This window comes from Streptomyces sp. (assembly GCF_031181705.1).
Taxonomy (GTDB): domain Bacteria; phylum Actinomycetota; class Actinomycetes; order Streptomycetales; family Streptomycetaceae; genus Streptomyces.
This window is the reverse complement of the sequence record NZ_JAPSKN010000122.1, coordinates 1-16,991: the sequence shown is the minus strand read 5'-3', so window position 1 is coordinate 16,991 and position 16,991 is coordinate 1. Positions and strand designations below refer to the sequence as shown.

Annotated in this window: 13 protein-coding genes and 1 pseudogene; 10 read left to right on the top strand and 4 right to left on the bottom strand. The window is 71.8% G+C overall.

Features of this window, described 5'->3' with window-relative positions:
* The 4 genes and pseudogenes from RIN80_RS20995 to RIN80_RS20980 all read right to left on the bottom strand — a co-directional run.
* Positions 1-272, bottom strand: a pseudogene (locus RIN80_RS20995) (transglutaminase); the annotation flags it as partial.
* Positions 272-1,633: a DUF58 domain-containing protein gene (locus tag RIN80_RS20990; protein WP_309097171.1), complete on the bottom strand. Its 1,362-nt coding sequence runs from the start codon at positions 1,631-1,633 to the stop codon at positions 272-274. The gene RIN80_RS20990 and the pseudogene RIN80_RS20995, both read right to left, overlap by 1 nt.
* On the bottom strand, positions 1,633-2,673 hold the full coding sequence (locus RIN80_RS20985; protein WP_309097170.1) for a MoxR family ATPase: 1,041 nt from the start codon (positions 2,671-2,673) through the stop codon (positions 1,633-1,635). Before RIN80_RS20985 ends, RIN80_RS20990 begins: the two co-directional genes overlap by 1 nt.
* Before the next feature lie 278 nt (positions 2,674-2,951).
* Positions 2,952-3,563 carry a carbonic anhydrase gene (locus RIN80_RS20980; RefSeq protein WP_309097169.1) on the bottom strand — a complete coding sequence of 204 codons (612 nt, stop codon included), beginning with the start codon at positions 3,561-3,563 and terminating at the stop codon, positions 2,952-2,954.
* 305 nt (positions 3,564-3,868) lie between these two features.
* Between RIN80_RS20980 and rsmH the strand changes: the two genes are divergently transcribed.
* From rsmH to RIN80_RS20930, 10 genes are all read left to right on the top strand, one after another.
* Positions 3,869-4,825, top strand: a complete 957-nt coding sequence (rsmH, locus tag RIN80_RS20975; protein ID WP_309097168.1) for a 16S rRNA (cytosine(1402)-N(4))-methyltransferase RsmH — start codon at positions 3,869-3,871, stop codon at positions 4,823-4,825.
* 264 nt (positions 4,826-5,089) lie between these two features.
* Positions 5,090-5,539 carry a septum formation initiator family protein gene (locus RIN80_RS20970; RefSeq protein WP_309097167.1) on the top strand — a complete coding sequence of 150 codons (450 nt, stop codon included), beginning with the start codon at positions 5,090-5,092 and terminating at the stop codon, positions 5,537-5,539.
* Positions 5,540-5,544: 5 nt separating this feature from the next.
* The gene (locus RIN80_RS20965; protein WP_309097166.1) at positions 5,545-7,506 is read left to right on the top strand and encodes a penicillin-binding protein 2; all 1,962 of its coding nucleotides are present in this window, start codon (positions 5,545-5,547) and stop codon (positions 7,504-7,506) included.
* A gap of 193 nt (positions 7,507-7,699) precedes the next feature.
* Complete coding sequence (locus RIN80_RS20960; RefSeq protein WP_309097165.1) at positions 7,700-9,220, top strand: UDP-N-acetylmuramoyl-L-alanyl-D-glutamate--2,6-diaminopimelate ligase; 1,521 nt, start codon at positions 7,700-7,702, stop codon at positions 9,218-9,220.
* 28 nt (positions 9,221-9,248) lie between these two features.
* Entirely contained in the window at positions 9,249-10,664 is a 1,416-nt protein-coding gene (gene murF / locus RIN80_RS20955; protein ID WP_309097164.1) for a UDP-N-acetylmuramoyl-tripeptide--D-alanyl-D-alanine ligase, read from the top strand.
* Complete coding sequence (gene mraY / locus RIN80_RS20950; protein ID WP_309097172.1) at positions 10,664-11,755, top strand: phospho-N-acetylmuramoyl-pentapeptide-transferase; 1,092 nt, start codon at positions 10,664-10,666, stop codon at positions 11,753-11,755. The genes murF and mraY overlap by 1 nt, the downstream gene beginning before the upstream one ends.
* Positions 11,737-13,188 (top strand): UDP-N-acetylmuramoyl-L-alanine--D-glutamate ligase, encoded by a 1,452-nt coding sequence (gene murD, locus RIN80_RS20945; RefSeq protein ID WP_309097163.1) that lies wholly within the window; start codon positions 11,737-11,739, stop codon positions 13,186-13,188. The genes mraY and murD overlap by 19 nt, the downstream gene beginning before the upstream one ends.
* 135 nt (positions 13,189-13,323) lie before the next feature.
* Positions 13,324-14,688 carry a putative lipid II flippase FtsW gene (ftsW, locus tag RIN80_RS20940; RefSeq protein WP_309097162.1) on the top strand — a complete coding sequence of 455 codons (1,365 nt, stop codon included), beginning with the start codon at positions 13,324-13,326 and terminating at the stop codon, positions 14,686-14,688.
* Positions 14,689-14,694: 6 nt separating this feature from the next.
* Positions 14,695-15,792, top strand: coding sequence for an undecaprenyldiphospho-muramoylpentapeptide beta-N-acetylglucosaminyltransferase (gene murG / locus RIN80_RS20935; protein WP_010039354.1), 1,098 nt, complete (start codon positions 14,695-14,697; stop codon positions 15,790-15,792).
* 26 nt (positions 15,793-15,818) lie between these two features.
* A complete protein-coding gene (locus RIN80_RS20930; RefSeq protein ID WP_309097161.1) occupies positions 15,819-16,613 on the top strand; it encodes an FtsQ-type POTRA domain-containing protein in 795 nt (264 codons plus the stop codon).
* Positions 16,614-16,991: the final 378 nt, after the last annotated feature.

Sequence of the window (16,991 nt, the reverse complement as noted above, 5' to 3'; positions counted from 1 at the left end):
AAGGCCTGCGGTCCGGGGACCAGCCCCGCCAGAGCCTGCTCGCGGGCGAAGACGAAGGTCAGCAGGAACAGCGTCACCAGGGCCTGGGCCGCCACCGTGAGCGGTCGCGCCAGCGGCACCCGGCGGGCCGCGGCGCCCACGCCCGCCTGCACGGCCAGCAGGAACGCCGCCTGCACGATCCACGTGGCCGGCTCGACGAGGGGCAGCAGGGCGCACGCGGCCATCAGCGTGGCCGCCCACGCGGCCAGCGTCAGTCGTACCCGCCCGCTCATCACGGTCCCTCCCCGCCGCTCGCGGCGGCCACGCCCCGGCGCTCCCGGTCGGCCTGCCGCCACAGCTCGTCCAGCGAGACGCCCGGCGGCACGCCGAGGGCCGTCCACCCCGCCTCGCGCAGCATGCGCAGCCGCTCCACGCTCCCGTGCAACGGACCGGGCACATCGCCCGGTTCCCGCGTCCAGGTGTCGCTGTCCAGCACGAAGGCCACCGCGCCCCCGCTGCGCTGCCGCATCCGGGTCACCACGGCCGCCTGCTCCTCGTCCAGGTCGCCGAGGAAGGCCACCAGCAGCCCCTCGTTCCCGCCGCGGATCACGTCGTAGGCCCGGGACAGGCCCGCGCCGTCGGAGTGGTCGATCACCGCGAGGGTGTCCATCATCAGCCCGGCCGCGTCCGCCGACTCCTGGTTCGCGCCCGCGAAGCCGTCGCCGCCCTCGCCGGGCACCGCGTTGCCGGTGTCCGTCAGCAGCCGCACCGAGAAGCCCCGTTCGAGCATGTGCACCAGCACGGAGGCGGCGCCGGCGACGGCCCACTCGAAGGCCGAGTCCGGGCCCGCGCCCGCGTAGGCGATGCCCCGCGTGTCGAGCAGCACCGTGCAGCGGGCGCGCTGGGGCTGCTCCTCGCGGCGCACCATCAGCTCGCCGTAGCGGGCGGTCGAGCGCCAGTGCACGCGGCGCAGGTCATCGCCGTAGCGGTAGCCGCGCGGAATCACGTCGTCCTCGCCGGCCAGCGCCAGCGAACGCTGCCGCCCGTCGCCGTAGCCCTTCGCCTCGCCGCTCAGCCACACCGGCGCCAGCGGCTCCACGCGCGGGATCACGGTCAGGGTGTCGTACGTGGAGAAGGAGCGGGTCAGCTCGCACATGCCGAACGGGTCGGTCAGGCGCAGCTGGAGCGGGCCCAGCGGATAGCGGCCGCGCAGGTCGGAACGGACCCGGTAGGACACCTCGCGACGGCCGCCCGCCTCCACCCGGTCCAGCACGAAGCGGGGCCGCGGACCGAGCACGTACGGGACGCGGTCCTGGAGCATCAGCAGGCCCGTGGGCAGCCGCGAGATGTTGTCCATCCGCAGGTGGACCCGCGCCTCGCTGCCGGCGGGCACGCGCGCGGGGGAGAGCCGGCGGCTGCCCGCGACCCGGTAGCGCGTGCGGTACAGCACCGCCGCGCACACCAACGGCAGCACCGCCAGCAGCAGGCCGACGCGCAGCAGGTCGGCCTGCCCGAGCACGTACGAGCACACGGCGGCCGCGACGCCGGCGGCCAGGAAGGAGCGTCCGCGGGTGGTCAGACCGGCCAGGGCGGTGCGGACGCCGCCCTTCTCGTCCCGGTCGGCCTCCGCCTGCCCCGTCCCCGCGGTGCTCATCACAGCCTCCGCGGCGGGTGCGAGGGATAGGTCGGCGCGGTGCGGCCCACGGCGCCGAAGCCGCTCTGCTGCTGGGGCGAGGCCGGCACCGGGGTGCGCTGCAGGATCTCCTCGACGACCTGCTCGGCCGTGCGGCGGTTGAGCTGGGCCTGGGCGGTGGGCAGCAGACGGTGGGCCAGGACGGCGACGGACAGGGCCTGCACGTCGTCCGGCAGCGCGTACTCCCGGCCGCTGAGGGCCGCGGACGCCTTCGCCGCGCGCAGCAGATGCAGCGTGGCACGCGGCGAGGCGCCCAGCCTCAGGTCGGGGTGCGTGCGCGTGGCGCCGACCAGGTCGACCGCGTAGCGCCGGACCGGCTCGGCCACGTGCACGCCGCGCACCGCCTCGATCAGCTTGAGGATCTCGTGCGCGTGCGCCACCGGCTGGAGGTCCTCCAGCGGGGAGACGCCGCCGTGCACGTCCAGCATCTGCAGCTCGGCCTCCGCGCTGGGATAGCCGACCGAGACCCGCGCCATGAAGCGGTCGCGCTGGGCCTCCGGCAGCGGGTAGGTGCCCTCCATCTCGACCGGGTTCTGCGTCGCCACCACCATGAAGGGGCTGGGCAGCTCGTAGGTCTTGCCGTCGATGGTGACCTGCCGCTCCTCCATCGACTCCAGCAGCGCGGACTGCGTCTTGGGCGAGGCGCGGTTGATCTCGTCGCCGATCACCACCTGCGCGAAGATCGCGCCCGGCTTGAACTCGAAGTCGCGGCGCTGCTGGTCCCAGATGGACACACCGGTGATGTCCGACGGCAGCAGGTCCGGCGTGAACTGGATGCGCCGCACCGAACAGTCGATGGACCGCGCCAGCGCCTTGGCCAGCATGGTCTTGCCGACACCCGGGACATCCTCGATCAGCAGATGCCCCTCGGCGAGCAGTACGGTCAGCGAGAGCCGTACGACCTCGGGCTTGCCCTCGATCACGCCTTCCACCGACTCCCGCACGCGCTCCACCACGGCGGTCAGATCAGTGAGGCTCGCTCGATCGTCATAGGTCGTCACCCGGCCCTCCTCGGCCTTTCCCCTGCTCCCAGGAAGCACGGGATACCCCAGTTTCCCGGGCCGACGCCGCATGACGCGGGCCGGCCCACCCCGAACACGCACACCACGCGTGAAAAGTTCCGCGTGACGCCACTCCCGCATTCTTGCTGCCGTTACCGATTCGTGTCACTCGACTGTGGACAACTGGCCGCGATATGTCGGTCTTAAGGCCATTCGAACGCGTGACTGACAGGCTTTCGACAGCTACCGGGGGTTGCCGGACGGGGTGGGCGACCAGGTCAGGAGGCGGGGTCGACCTCGCGCAGCAGGCCGGTCTTCACGTCGAAGACGAAGCCGCGCACGTCGTCGGTGTGCAGCAGGAACGGGGAGGTGCGCACGCGCTGCATCGACTGCCGGACGTCCTGGTCGACGTCCGAGAAGCACTCCACCGCCCACGACGGACGCTGGCCCACCTCTGTCTCGAGTTCGCCCCGGAAGTCCTCGGTCAGGGTCTCCATGCCGCAACCGGTGTGGTGGACGAGGACCACGCTGCGCGTGCCGAGCTTGCGCTGGCTGATGGTGAGAGAGCGGATCACGTCGTCGGTGACGACACCGCCCGCGTTGCGGATGGTGTGGCAGTCGCCGAGTTCCAGGCCCAGCGCGGCGAGCGTGTCGAGGCGGGCGTCCATGCAGGCCACGACCGCCACGTGCAGGGCGGGCTTGGCGTCCATGCCGGCGTTCCCGAAGGCCGCTGCGTACCGGGCGTTCGCCTCGACGATGCGGTCGGTGACCGAGCCACCTCCGGTTGTGCTCTCCGAACCCGTGGGAACCGATGCAGAAGTCGTCATAACCATGACGTTACTGGTCACCCGGGTCCTCGTCCCGCTGTGAGAGGGGACAAAGAACGCCATCGGGCCTTGTAGTGAGGTAACCCACAGGGGCGATGTGCCGTGGGCTGCGACGCGCAGGCCGGTTGATTGACCGCGAGACAGGGTGGACTAAAGTGACGCGAAGCGGGAGGCGAGACTCTCCCCGCTGGACTGAATTCCCGGAGACCCCGGCGACGACCGGAGATCTCCCCGCGTGCGCGGCGCGTACGTACGGCTCGGCCTCCTCCCGCTCCCGGTCGACTGACGCTTCCGGCGCCGGCAGGCCTCCTCACGAGCGGGCGGTGACCCGGCGGTGCGTGCGGGCCCGCCGGATCTGAGAGGGCCCCTTGAGCGAGAGTCGACACGTCCCGGTGATGCTCCAGCGGTGCCTGGACCTGCTGGCACCCGCCCTTCAGGGCCCGGACGCCGTGGTCGTCGACTGCACCCTCGGCCTCGGCGGCCACAGCGAGGCGCTCCTGGAGCGGTTCCCGGACGTCCGTCTCGTCGCCCTGGACCGTGACAAGGAGGCCCTGCGCCTGTCCGGCGAGCGCCTCGCGCCGTACGGGGAGCGCGCCACCCTCGTCCACGCCGTCTACGACGAACTCCCCGACGTGCTGCGCAGGCTCGGCATCGCGCGCGTGCAGGGCGTCCTGTTCGACCTCGGCGTCTCCTCCATGCAGCTCGACGAGGCCGACCGCGGCTTCGCCTACGCCCAGGACGCCCCGCTCGACATGCGGATGGACCAGACGACCGGGGTCAGCGCCGCTGAGGTCCTCAACACGTACCCGCCGGGCGAACTGGTCCGCATCCTCCGGGCGTACGGCGAGGAGAAGCAGGCGAAGCGGATCGTGTCCGCGATCGTGCGCGAGCGGGAGAAGGAGCCGTTCAGCAGCAGCGCGCGGCTGGTCGAACTGATCCGCGACGCCCTGCCGCAGGCCGCCAAGCGCACCGGCGGCAACCCGGCCAAGCGCACCTTCCAGGCCCTGCGCATCGAGGTCAACGGCGAACTCGCCGTCCTGGAACGGGCGATCCCGGCCGCCGTGAAGGCGCTGGACGTCGGCGGGCGGATCGCCGTGCTGTCGTACCACTCGCTGGAGGACCGGCTGGTCAAGCAGGTGTTCGCGGCGGGTGCCGCCACCACCGCGCCGCCCGGGCTGCCGGTCGTGCCGGAGCGCTACCAGCCGCGGCTCAAGCTGCTCACCCGCGGTGCCGAACTCCCCACGGAGGAGGAGATCGCCGAGAACCGGCGAGCGGCACCGGCGCGGCTGCGCGGCGCCCAGCGCATCAGGGAGGACGTCGAGTGAGCCAGGGGTGGTCCCGGACCGATGGAGCGCGAGTGGGCGACAGGTGGCTGTCGCCGGTCCGCGGAGCGCGAGCGGGCGGCGGGCGGTCACCGCGGGCCGGTGGAGCGCCGGCCCGCGAAGGGCGGCCGCGTCGGGCCGGTGGAGCGCGAGTGGGCGACGGAGGGCTGCGGGGCGGTGGAGCGTCCCCGCGCGACGGGTGGCCGTCCCGGGCGCGCGCAGCGCGCACCGGCCGCGGGCGGACCGGCCCGGCCCGAGGGAGCGCGTGTGAGCAGTAGACCCGAACTGACGGGCAGGGCGGCGCGTCTCGCGCGACTCCTGCCCACCGGCCCCGGGCAGGCCGCCCGCACCCCCTTCGTCCTCCTGGTCGTCCTCCTCCTCGGCGGCGGTCTCATCGCCCTCCTCGTGCTGAACTCGGCCGTCAGCGAAGGCGCGTTCCAGCTCGACGACCTCCAGCGCGAGACCAGGAACCTCACCGACGAGGAGCAGGCCCTGCAGCGGGACATCGACGCCTACTCCGCCCCCGAGGCCCTCCAGCGCCGCGCCCGCGAACTCGGCATGGTTCCCGGCGGCGACCCCGCCTTCCTGGGCCCCGACGGCACGGTCAAGGGCGTTCCCAGCCCCGCCCCCGGCGTCCGGCCGGCCGCCGCCCACGTCCCCCTGGTCCTCGCCCCCGAGGCCATGCCCGACGGCACCGCATCGACCCCCGGCAGGTGACGGAAGTGTCCGACAGGGAACCGCCACGCCGCCGTGTGCCCGGCCCCGCCAGGCCCGCACGCCCCGACGCCCGGCGCAGGCCCGGGCCCGGTGCCCGGCCGGCCCGGCGGCCCGGACCGGGACGCACGGCCCCGCCCAAGCCGCTCCGGCTGGGCAGCCCGCGCCCCCGGCTGCGCCTGATCGGGCTCGCGCTCACCCTCGTGCTGATCGCCTTCGTCGTACGGCTCTTCCAGGTGCAGGCCGTCGACGCGAGCACGTACGCCGCCAAGGCCGAGCAGAACCGCTACGTGGGCCAGGTGCTGGCCGCCGACCGCGGCGAGATCACCGACCGCTCCGGCGTCGCCCTGGCCACCAGCGAGGACGCCTACGACATCACGGCCGACCCCACCATGTTCGCGCCGGACATGCTGAAGATCGCCGACGGGCCCGAGCAGGCGGCCGCCCTGCTCGCGCCGATCCTCGGGCAGGACCAGGAGACCCTGGTCGAGAAGCTGCGGCCGAAGAACAAGGCCCTGCGCTACGTGAAGCTGGCCTCCCGCCAGACCCCGCAGGTCTGGAAGCAGATCAAGGACCTGAAGTCCGCGCTCGCGAAGAAGGAGGAGACGGACAAGTCCGTGCGCAACGTGCTCGCGGGCGTCTTCTCCGTCGCCACGAGCAAGCGCGTGTACCCCAACGGCGACCTCGCCGCCGGGATACTGGGCTGGGTCAACGCCGAGGGCAAGCCCGGCGGCGGCATCGAGCTGCAGCTGAACAAGCGGCTGGCCGGCAAGGACGGCAAGATCCGCTACGCCCAGTCCGGCGGCCGCCTCGTCCCCACCGCGGGGGGCGCCACCGAGACGCCCGCCGTACCGGGCAGCGACGTCGAACTCACCATCGACCGCGACATCCAGTGGGCCGCGCAGAACGCCATCACCGAGCAGGTGAAGGAGTCCGCTGCCGACCGCGGCTACGTCATCGTCCAGGACACCCGCACCGGGCAGATCCTGGCCATGGCCAACTCGCCCGGGTTCGACCCCAACGACCTGTCCGACGCCGACCCGGCCGCCCTCGGCAACGCGGCGCTGCAGGACGCCTTCGAGCCCGGCTCCACCGCCAAGGTCATGTCGATGGCCGCCGTCCTCCAGGAGCGGGCCGCCACCCCGATGACCCACGTGGTCGTGCCCAACCGGCTGCACCGCGGCGACCGGCTCTTCAAGGACGACGTCGACCACCCGACCTGGTACCTGACGCTCAACGGCGTCCTCGCCAAGTCCAGCAACATCGGCACCATCCTCGCCACCGGCCAGCTCGGCAGGACCCAGGCGCAGGCCAACAAGGTCCTCTACGACTACCTGCGCAAGTTCGGCCTCGGCAGCTACACGGGCCTCGGCTTCCCCGGCGAGACCAAGGGCATCCTCGCCCCGCCCGACAAGTGGTCGACCTCGCAGCAGTACACGATCCCTTTCGGCCAGGGCGTCTCCATCAACGCCATGCAGGCCGCCTCCGTGTACTCGACCATCGCCAACGGCGGCGTCCGCGTCGAACCCACGCTCGTACGCGGCACCAAGGGCCCCGACGGCCGCTTCACGCCCGCCCCGAAGCCCGCGAAGACGCGGGTCGTGAGCGCGCAGACGGCGAAGACCCTCGCCCGGATGCTGGAGTCCGTCGTGGACGACGAGGAGGGCACCGGCACCAAGGCGCGCATCCCCGGCTACCGCGTCGCGGGCAAGACCGGCACGGCCAACCGCGTGGATCCGGCCACCGGCAAGTACAGCGGCTACACCTCCTCGTTCGCCGGGTTCGCACCCGCCGACAAGCCCCGCGTCACCGTCTACTGCGCCATCCAGAACGCCACCCGGGGCAGCTACTTCGGCGGGCAGATCTGCGGTCCCGTCTACAAGCAGGTCATGGAGTTCGCACTGAAGTCCCTCCAGGTCCCGCCGACCGGGGCCAAGCCCGCCAAGCTCCCGGTCACCTTCCGGCGCTGACCTTCCAGCGCCGGCCGGCCCCCCGCGCCCGTCCGCACCGAACAGCCAGGAACCACTCGTGACGACGATCACCCCGGACCCCGGGAACCAGAGCAACCCGGGCCCCTCACTTCGCCCGCAGGCGGGTGCGCCCGGTACGCTCACCGCCGTGCCACACGCTGATCAGTCCCAAACCACCCAGAAGGGGCATCCCGTGACATACCCCGGGCCGCCCAGGCCGGTGCAGCTCTCCGCCACATCCCTCGCGGAACTCGCCGATCAGCTGGGTGCTCCCGCGCCACAGGGCGCCGCCGAGGTCACGGGCATCACCCACGACTCGCGCGCCGTGCGCCCCGGCGACCTGTACGCCGCCCTGCCGGGCGCCCGCCTGCACGGTGCGGACTTCGTGAACCAGGCCGCGGGCCTGGGCGCCGCCGCCGTGCTGACCGACCCGGCCGGCGCCGACCGCGCCGCCGCGTCCGGCCTGCCCGTCCTGGTCGTCGACGACCCGCGCGGGCAGATGGGCGAGCTGGCCGCCACGATCTACGGCCACCCCGGCCGGGACCTGCTCCAGATCGGCATCACCGGCACCTCCGGCAAGACCACCACCGCCTACCTCGTCGAGGGCGGCCTGAAGACCGTCAGGTCCACCGGCCTGATCGGCACGGTCGAGATGCGCATCGGCGACGAGCGCATCAAGTCCGAGCGGACCACCCCCGAGGCCACCGACCTGCAGGCCCTGTTCGCCGTCATGCGCGAACGCGGCGTCGAGGCGGTCGCCATGGAGGTCTCCAGCCACGCCCTGGTGCTCGGCCGCGTCGACGGCTGCGTCTTCGACATCGGCGTCTTCACCAACCTCAGCCCGGAGCACATGGAGTTCCACTCCGACATGGAGGACTACTTCCAGGCGAAGGCGCAGCTGTTCACGCCGAAACGGAGCAGGCTCGGCGTGGTCAACGTCGACGACGAGTACGGCCGCAGGCTGGCGAAGGAAGCCGGCGTCCCGGTCGTCACCTACTCCGCCGAGGGCCACCCGGACGCCGACTGGCGCGCCGAGGACGTGCAGATCGGCCGGCTGGACTCGACGTTCACCGTCATCGGGCCCGAGGGCGAGCGGATCAGCGCCAAGTCGCCGCTGCCGGGCCCCTTCAACGTGGCCAACACCCTGGCCGCGATCGTCGCCCTGGCCGTCGCCGGGCTCGACCCGCAGTCCGCCGCCGACGGTGTGGCCGCCGTCCCCGGCGTGCCGGGCCGCCTGGAGCGCGTGGACGCCGGGCAGCCCTATCTCGCGGTCGTCGACTACGCCCACAAGACCGACGCCGTCGAGTCGGTGCTGCGCGCCCTGCGCAAGGTCACCGAGGGCAGGCTGCACGTCGTCCTCGGCTGCGGCGGCGACCGGGACAGGACGAAGCGGGAGCCGATGGGCGCCGCGGCGGCGCGGCTCGCCGACACCGCCGTCCTGACCTCCGACAACCCCCGTGGCGAGGACCCCCTCGCGATCCTCGCCACGATGCTGCGGGGCGCGGCCTCCGTGCCCGCACACGAGCGCGGCGAGGTACAGGTCTTCGAGGACCGGGCCGCCGCGATCGCCGCCGCCGTGGCGCGTGCCGAACCCGGCGACACCGTGCTGGTCGCGGGCAAGGGCCACGAGCAGGGCCAGGACATCGCCGGTGTGGTCCGTCCCTTCGACGACCGCCAGGTGCTGCGCGAAGCCATCCAGAAGACCCAGGGATGAAAATCCAGAAGACCCAGGGGATGAACTTGTGATCGCCCTCTCCCTCGCCGAGATCGCAGAAGTCGTCGGCGGGCAGACGCACGACATACCGGATCCGTCCGTCCAGGTCACCGGCCCGGTCGTCCGGGACTCCCGTGAGGCGGGGCCGGGCAGCCTGTTCGTGGCCTTCGCCGGTGAGCGCGTGGACGGCCACGACTTCGCGGCGGCGGTCGTCGAGGCGGGAGCGGTGGCCGTGCTCGGCACCCGTCCCGTCGGCGTGCCCGCCATCGTCGTGGAGGACGTCCAGACCGCTCTCGGCGCCCTCGCGCGGCACGTCGTGGCCCGGCTCGGCGCCACCCTCGTCGCCCTCACCGGCTCGGCGGGCAAGACCAGCACCAAGGACCTCATCGCGCAGGTGCTCCAGCGCAAGGCGCCGACGGTGTTCACGCCCGGCTCGCTCAACAACGAGATCGGGCTGCCGCTGACCGCGCTCAGCGCCACCGAGGAGACGAGGTTCCTCGTCCTGGAGATGGGCGCCCGCGGCATCGGGCACATCCGCTACCTCACGGAACTGACCCCGCCGCGGATCGGCCTGGTGCTCAACGTCGGATCCGCCCACATCGGCGAGTTCGGCGGCCGCGAGCAGATCGCCCAGGCCAAGGGCGAGCTGGTGGAGGCGCTGCCCCCCGAGGCCGAGGGCGGCACCGCGATCCTCAACGCGGACGACCCCTACGTACGCGCCATGGCCTCCCGAACGAAGGCGAAGGTGCTCCTTTTCGGAGAGTCCGGCGAAGCGGACGTTCGCGCCGAGAACGTGCGACTCACGGACACCGGACAGCCCTCGTTCAGGCTTCACACACCCTCCGGTGCAAGCGATGTGACCATGCGCCTGTACGGTGAGCATCACGTGTCGAACGCGCTCGCCGCGGCCGCCGTCGCCCACGAGTTGGGCATGTCCGCAGACGAGATCGCCCGCGCGCTCTCCGAGGCGGGCTCCCTCTCCCGCTGGCGGATGGAGGTCACCGAGCGCCCGGACGGCGTGACGGTCGTCAACGACGCCTACAACGCGAACCCCGAGTCCATGAAGGCCGCGCTGCGCGCGCTGGCGGCCATGGGCAAGGGGCGTCGCACGTGGGCGGTGCTCGGCAAGATGGCCGAGCTCGGGGACGAGGCGCTCGCCGAGCACGACGCGGTCGGACGGCTCGCCGTCCGGCTCAACGTCAGCAAGCTCGTCGCGGTCGGGGGCAGGGAAGCCGCCTGGCTGCAACTGGGCGCATATAACGAGGGTTCGTGGGGTGAGGAGTCGGTGCACGTGTCCGACGCACAGGCGGCGGTCGACCTGTTGCGCAGCGAGTTGCGCCCGGGGGACGTCGTGCTCGTGAAGGCGTCCCGTTCGGTCGGGCTCGAAAGCGTTGCCCAGGCGCTGCTGGAGTCCGGTGCCGAGGGTGAGGTTGCCGCCCGATGATGAAGCAGATCCTGTTCGCAGGAGTCATTGGTCTCTTTCTCACGCTGGTCGGCACCCCGCTGCTGATCAAGCTGCTCGCGCGCAAGGGCTACGGCCAGTACATCCGCGACGACGGCCCGCGCGAGCACGCCAGCAAGCGCGGTACGCCGACCATGGGCGGTATCGCCTTCATCCTGGCCACGGTCGCCGCGTACTTCCTGGCCAAGGTGATCACGGGCTATCTGGACCCGGACGTCGACGCGGCGCCGACCTTCTCGGGTCTGCTGGTGCTCGGACTGATGGTCGGCATGGGCCTGGTCGGCTTCCTCGACGACTACATCAAGATCGTCAAGCGGCGTTCGCTGGGTCTGCGGGCCAAGGCGAAGATGGCCGGCCAGCTGATCGTCGGCATCGGCTTCGCGGTGCTCTCCCTGCAGTTCGCGGACAACCGCGGCAACACCCCGGCCTCCACCAAGCTGTCGTTCATCACGGACTTCGGCTGGACGATCGGCCCGGTGCTGTTCGTGGTCTGGGCGCTGTTCATGATCCTCGCGATGTCCAACGGCGTGAACCTGACCGACGGTCTGGACGGTCTGGCCACCGGCGCCTCGGTGCTCGTCTTCGGCGCCTACACCTTCATCGGCGTCTGGCAGTTCCAGGAGTCCTGCGCCAACGCGGGCACCCTGACCAACCCGGGAGCCTGTTACGAGGTCCGCGACCCCCTCGACCTCGCGGTGGTCGCCTCCGCGCTCATGGGCGCCTGCCTGGGCTTTTTGTGGTGGAACACCTCGCCGGCCAAGATCTTCATGGGCGACACCGGTTCGCTCGCGCTCGGCGGTGTGCTCGCCGGCCTCGCGATCTGCTCGCGCACCGAGCTGCTGCTCGCCATCCTCGGCGGCCTGTTCGTGCTGATCACCATGTCCGTGGTGATCCAGGTCGGTTCGTTCCGCCTCACCGGCAAGCGCGTCTTCCGGATGGCGCCACTGCAGCACCACTTCGAACTCAAGGGCTGGTCCGAAGTGCTCGTCGTGGTCCGTTTCTGGATCATCCAGGGCATTTGTGTGATCGTCGGACTCGGCCTCTTCTACGCAGGATGGGCAGCGGACAAGTGACCTCCTCGGAGCCCTTCGACTTCCAGGGCAAGCACGTCACCGTCGCCGGACTCGGTGTCTCGGGCGTCCCGGCGGCCAAGGTGCTGCACGAACTCGGCGCGCGCGTCACGGTCGTCAACGACGGCGCCGACGAGCGCGCGCGGACGCAGGCGGCCGAGCTGGAGGCGCTCGGGATCACCGTGCGCCTGGGCGACGGCGACACTCTGCCGGAGGGCACCGAGCTGATCGTCACCGCGCCCGGCTGGAAGCCGGACAAGCCGCTGTTCACGGCGGCCCGTGACGCGGGAGTGGAGATCTGGGGCGACGTCGAGCTGGCCTGGCGCCTGCGCGGCCCCGACGCCGCGCCCTGGCTGGCCGTCACGGGCACCAACGGCAAGACCACGACGGTCCGGATGCTCGCCTCGATCCTGAAGGCGGCGGGCCTGCGCACCGCCGCCGTCGGCAACATCGGCGTCTCCGTGCTGGACGCGGTGCTCGGCGAGGAGAAGTACGACGTCCTGGCCGTGGAGCTGTCCAGCTACCAGCTGCACTGGGCGCCGTCCCTGCGCGCCCACTCGGCCGCGGTGCTCAACCTCGCCCCCGACCACCTCGACTGGCACGGCTCCATGGAGGCGTACGCCGCCGACAAGGGCCGTGTCTACGAGGGCAATCGCGTCGCCTGCGTCTACAACGCGGACGCCACCGACAAGCCGTCCACGGAGGACCTGGTCCGTGAGGCCGACGTGGAGGAGGGCTGCCGCGCCATCGGCTTCACCCTCGGCACGCCCGGCCCCTCCCAACTCGGCGTCGTGGAGGGCATCCTGGTCGACCGCGCCTTCGTCGAGAACCGGCAGAAGAACGCCCAGGAGCTCGCCGAGGTCGCCGACGTCAGGCCGCCGGCCCCGCACAACATCGCCAACGCCCTCGCCGCGGCGGCCCTCGCCCGCGCCTACGGCGTGCCCGCCAGGGCCGTCCGGGACGGGCTGCGGGCCTTCACCCCGGACGCCCACCGCATCGCGCACGTCGCCGACGTGGACGGGATCGCCTACGTCGACGACTCCAAGGCGACCAACACCCACGCCGCGGAAGCCTCGTTGGCGGCCTACGAGTCGATCGTGTGGATCGCGGGCGGGCTCGCCAAGGGCGCCGTCTTCGACGAACTGGTCGCCAAGGCCGCGAAGCGGCTGCGCGGGGCCGTGCTGATCGGCGCGGACCGCGCGCTCATCCGCGAAGCCCTGGCGCGACACGCCCCGGAAGTACCCGTCGTCGACCTCGACCGGACCGACACTGGGGCGATGCGCGCGGCGGTCCACGAGGCGCGACGGCTCGCTCAGGCGGGCGACACGGTGTTGCTGGCCCCGGCCTGCGCCTCCATGGACATGTTCGCCGACTACAACAAGCGCGGGGACGCTTTCGCGGACGCCGTTCGCGAGCTCGGCTCCGTCGAGGACTGACCCGGGTCCGCCTCGCCCGGCGGTGACGCCGGGCGTACCTGGGAGGGACGCGTGACACGGATGTGGCTGGTGCCCGAGCGGCCGGGGAGCGTGCGCCGCACGACGCTCCCCTCCGGCAAGGCGGGGTGAGCGGCGATGCCCTCCAGCCGCACCGGACGGCCCCCGACCCCGCGCGCCCCCAAGCGCCCCGCCGCGTCCCGGCCGCCGAGGGAGAACGGCGTCCTCGGCCTGTACACCCGCGCCCGCCGGGGCTGGGACCGGCCGCTGACCGCCTACTACCTGATCCTCGGCGGCAGCGCGCTGATCACGGTGCTGGGCCTGGTGATGGTCTACTCGGCCTCCCAGATCACCGCGCTGCAGATGTCGCTGCCCGGCTCGTACTTCTTCCGCAAGCAGCTGCTCGCGGCGGTCATCGGCGCCGGTCTGCTGTTCGCCGCCTCACGCATGCCGGTGAGACTCCACCGGGCCCTGGCCTACCCCATCCTCGCCGGCGCCGTCTGCCTCATGGCGCTGGTCCAGGTGCCCGGGGTAGGAGTCTCGGTCAACGGCAACCAGAACTGGCTCGCCGTCGGCGGCTCCTTCCAGCTCCAGCCCAGTGAGTTCGGCAAGCTCGCGCTGGTGCTGTGGGGTGCCGATCTGCTCGCCCGCAAGCAGGACAAGAGGCTGCTGACCCAGTGGAAGCACATGCTCGTCCCACTGGTGCCGGCCGCCTTCATGCTGCTCGGGCTCATCATGATCGGCGGCGACATGGGCACCGCGATCATCCTCACGGCCATCCTGTTCGGCCTGCTCTGGCTGGCCGGAGCGCCCACGCGGCTGTTCGCCGGCGTCCTGTCGGTCGCGGCCGTGCTCGGTCTGATCCTCATCAAGACCAGCCCCAACCGCATGGCCCGCCTGCAGTGCCTCGGCGCCACCGAACCCCAGTCCGGACCGGTCGACTGCTGGCAGGCCGTGCACGGCATCTACGCCCTCGCCTCCGGCGGGATCTTCGGCTCGGGGCTGGGGGCGAGTGTGGAGAAATGGGGCCAACTCCCCGAAGCCCACACCGACTTCATCTTCGCCGTCACCGGTGAGGAACTGGGCCTGGCGGGGACGCTGTCGGTCCTCGCCCTCTTCGCGGCTCTAGGCTATGCGGGTATCCGCGTGGCCGGACGCACGGAGGACCCCTTCGTGAGGTATGCCGCGGGAGGCGTGACCACCTGGATCACGGCCCAGGCCGTGATCAACATCGGTGCGGTGCTCGGTCTGCTGCCGATCGCCGGTGTGCCTCTCCCGCTGTTCTCCTACGGGGGATCCGCCCTGCTGCCGACCATGTTCGCCATCGGGCTGCTGATCGCCTTCGCACGCGACGAGCCCGCTGCGCGGGCAGCGCTTGCGATGCGGCAACCTCGCTTTGGTAGAAAGCGGGGGGCCGGGGGAACCGGTTCGGGTCGGAGTCCCCGGAGATGGAACACGATGCGACGGCGCGCCACGGCGGCGCGTCCGTCCGGAGAGCGGTGAATTTCGGTGCATGTCGTACTCGCCGGCGGAGGAACCGCGGGCCACATCGAGCCCGCGCTCGCCCTCGCGGACGCCCTGCGCAGGCAGGACCCGACCGTGGGCATCACGGCCCTGGGCACGGAGCGGGGCCTGGAGACGCGTCTGGTACCCGAGCGCGGTTACGAACTCGCGCTGATCCCGGCCGTACCGCTGCCACGCAAGCCCACCCCCGAGCTGATCACCGTCCCGGGCCGGCTGCGCGGCACGATCAAGGCGACCGAGCAGATCCTGGAGCGCACCAAGGCGGACGCCGTGGTCGGCTTCGGCGGCTACGTCGCCCTGCCCGGCTACCTCGCGGCCAAGCGCCTCGGAGTGCCGATCGTCATCCACGAGGCCAACGCCCGCCCGGGCCTGGCCAACAAGATCGGCTCGCGCTACGCCAGCCAGGTCGCGGTCTCCACGCCGGACAGCAAGCTGCGCGGCGCCCGCTACATCGGCATCCCGCTGCGCCGCTCCATCGCCACCCTGGACCGGGCCGCCGTGCGCCCCGAGGCCCGGGCCGCGTTCGGGCTGGACCCCAACCTGCCCACGCTGCTGGTCTCCGGCGGCTCCCAGGGCGCCCGCCGCCTCAACGAGGTCGTGCAGACGGTCGCGCCCTGGCTCCAGCAGGCCGGCATCCAGATCCTGCACGCGGTCGGCCCGAAGAACGAACTGCCGCAGGTCCAGCAGATGCCGGGGATGCCCCCCTACATCCCGGTAAGTTACCTGGACCGGATGGACCTCGCGTACGCCGCGGCCGACATGATGCTCTGCCGCGCGGGCGCGATGACCGTCGCCGAACTCTCCGCCGTCGGGCTCCCGGCCGCCTACGTCCCGCTGCCCATCGGCAACGGCGAACAGCGGCTCAACGCCCAGCCGGTGGTGAAGGCAGGCGGCGGCCTGCTGGTCGACGACGCGGAACTGACCCCCGAGTGGGTGCAGCAGAACGTCCTGCCCGTGCTCGCCGACCCGCACCGGCTGTACCAGATGTCCCGCGCCGCCGCCGAGTTCGGCCGCCGGGACGCCGACGACCTGCTCGTCGGCATGGTGTACGAGGCGATCGCCGCCGCTCGTGCACACCGCTAGGCCCGTATGACGGAAGGCAGGGGAGCGTGGCCGGATCGACCACCGCCGAGCGCGGTGAACGCCAGCAGAAGTCGTCCGGCCCGCCTCCCGTCAGGCGTCTGAGGCGGCGCCACGTCCGTGTGATCGTCGTCCTGGTCCTCGCCCTGGTCTTCCTCGGCATCCCGACGCTGTGGCTGTTCTACGGGTCCGACTGGCTGCGTGCCGAGCGGGTCTCCGTCTCGGGCACCCGGGTCCTGACGCCGGATCAGGTCAAGGCGGCCGCCGAGGTTCCCCTCGGCGAGCCGCTCATTTCCGTCGACACGGACGCGATCGAGACGCGGCTGCGCCAGAAATTGCCCCGAATCGACGCGGTTGACGTGGTCCGTTCCTGGCCCCATGGAATCGACCTGGAAGTGGTCGAGCGGACTCCGGTTCTGATTGTCCAAAAGGGCGGAAAGTTCATCGAAGTGGACGATGAAGGTGTCCGTTTCGCTACGGTTTCCGAGGCTCCGAAAGGCGTGCCCGCGCTGGAATTGACGCTGTCGCGCTCCGGCTCGGCCGCCGCCAGCCTGCGCCGCTTCGGCGAGCCCAGGCTGGTGCGCGAGGCGGTCGGCGTGGCCCGCGCCGTCCCGGCCGCGGTCGCCCGCGCCACACGGACCGTCAAGGTCCGTTCCTACGACGACATCTCGCTGGAGTTGCGGGACGGCCGCACCGTCGTCTGGGGGAGCAGCGAGAAGGGCGCCGCGAAGGCCCGCGCGCTGACCGCCCTGATGAAAGCCTCGCGCGACGCGCGGCACTTCGACGTGAGCGTCCCCACCGCCCCCGCGTCATCAGGGAGTTGACGCACATCCGCGCAGGCCAGCACCCTGGTTGGGCAGCGCTACGGCTGATCACATAGGGTGAAAAGAAAAACGGGAGGTTCGGCGTGTTCGTTGAAGGAGCGCCACTTGTCGACTTAGTGTCCTGTTCAGAAGACTCCAAGGAACGGACACACTGGTAACCCTAAACTTCAGGGTTAGGGTTCGGGTCGGCGATACGGACCGTCCCATTCGGCATCAGTCGTCGGGTCGCGGGGCGCAGGGCGTCACGGTGATTCGGCGACACGTAACTCGAGGCGAGAGGCCTTCGACGTGGCAGCACCGCAGAACTACCTCGCAGTCATCAAAGTCATCGGTGTCGGCGGCGGTGGTGTCAATGCCATCAACCGGATGATCGAGGTC